The organism is Bacillus sp. LR--39, from assembly GCF_053613335.1.
Genome location: NZ_JBSIOT010000217.1, coordinates 1 through 1,264 on the forward strand (window position 1 = coordinate 1; position 1,264 = coordinate 1,264).

2 protein-coding genes are annotated in these 1,264 nt (G+C 50.3%); both read left to right on the top strand.

Annotated features, from left to right (window positions below; translation table 11 throughout):
• On the top strand, window positions 1-736 hold a 736-nt coding region (locus tag ACWHAR_RS21930), incomplete at its 5' end, for an exonuclease SbcCD subunit D (RefSeq protein WP_452087816.1).
• On the top strand, window positions 733-1,264 hold a 532-nt coding region (locus ACWHAR_RS21935), incomplete at its 3' end, for an AAA family ATPase (protein WP_452087817.1). The genes ACWHAR_RS21930 and ACWHAR_RS21935, both read left to right, overlap by 4 nt.

Consider the following 1,264-nt stretch of genomic DNA (forward strand, 5'->3'; position numbering starts at 1 on the left):
TGAAAAGCTGCTCCGTGATCACTATGATGTGAAAATCAGGCAGGCGTTTGAGCATATGACAAGCCGGTTCCGGAACGATGCAGTGAAGATTGCCGCCAGCCATATTTATGTGGCAGGCGGAAACCAAACCGATTCAGAGCGGCCGATTGAAGTCGGCGGTGCATACACGGTGGCTGCTGAAAGCCTGCCGGCAGATGCCGCTTACGTTGCGCTCGGCCATTTGCATCGCCCGCAAACGATCAAGCGGGCGAGGACGCTTGCGCGTTATTCAGGATCTCCGCTCGCCTACAGCTTTTCTGAAGCGGGCTACGCTAAATCAGTGACGATTGTGGACGCAAAGCCTGGGGAAGAGGCCAGTTGGCAAGAGGTGTTATTATCAAGCGGCAAGCCACTTGTGAAGTGGAAAGCAGCAAATGGATTAAGTGAGGTGTACAGCTGGCTGGATGAAGGCAGAGATCAGAATGCTTGGATTGACTTGGAAATCCGTGTCGCGGACCAGCTGTCACTTGAAGAGATTCACAGGCTGCGGAAGGCGCACCCGGGCTTTATCCATATCAGGCCGGTTTTTGAAGAACAGAACAAAGACCGGAAACGGATCGAGGTTAAACATGTCTCAATCGAGGACCGCTTTAAGAAATTTTATGAAAAACAAACTGGCGGTGCGGTGCCGGATGAAGAAATGGTGAGGCTGTTTTTAGAGCTTGCATCAGGGGTTGAAGAGGAGGATGCGAAATGAAGCCGATCGCCTTAAGCATTAAGGGGCTCCACAGCTTTAGAGAGGAGCAGACGATAGATTTTGAAGGCCTTTCCGGTGCCGGTGTTTTCGGCATTTTCGGCCCGACAGGAAGCGGTAAATCCTCTATTCTCGACGCAATGACGCTTGCTTTATACGGAAAGGTGGAACGGGCGGCGAATAATACGCACGGAATTTTAAACCACGCCGAAGATACGCTGTCTGTTTCCTTTACCTTTGCGCTTCAGACGAATCACCAAATCTCATACAAAGTCGAGCGTGTGTTTAAGAGAACGGATGAAATGAAGGTGAAAACGGCACTTTGCCGCTTCATCGAAATCAAGGACGAGCATACGGTGCTGGCTGATAAAGCCAGCGAAGTGAATAAAAGAGTTGAGGAGCTCTTAGGGCTGACGATCGACGATTTTACGAGAGCGGTGGTGCTGCCCCAAGGGAAATTTGCTGAATTTCTGTCTTTAAAAGGGGCAGAGCGCAGGCATATGCTTCAGCGTTTATTTAATTTGGAGCAAT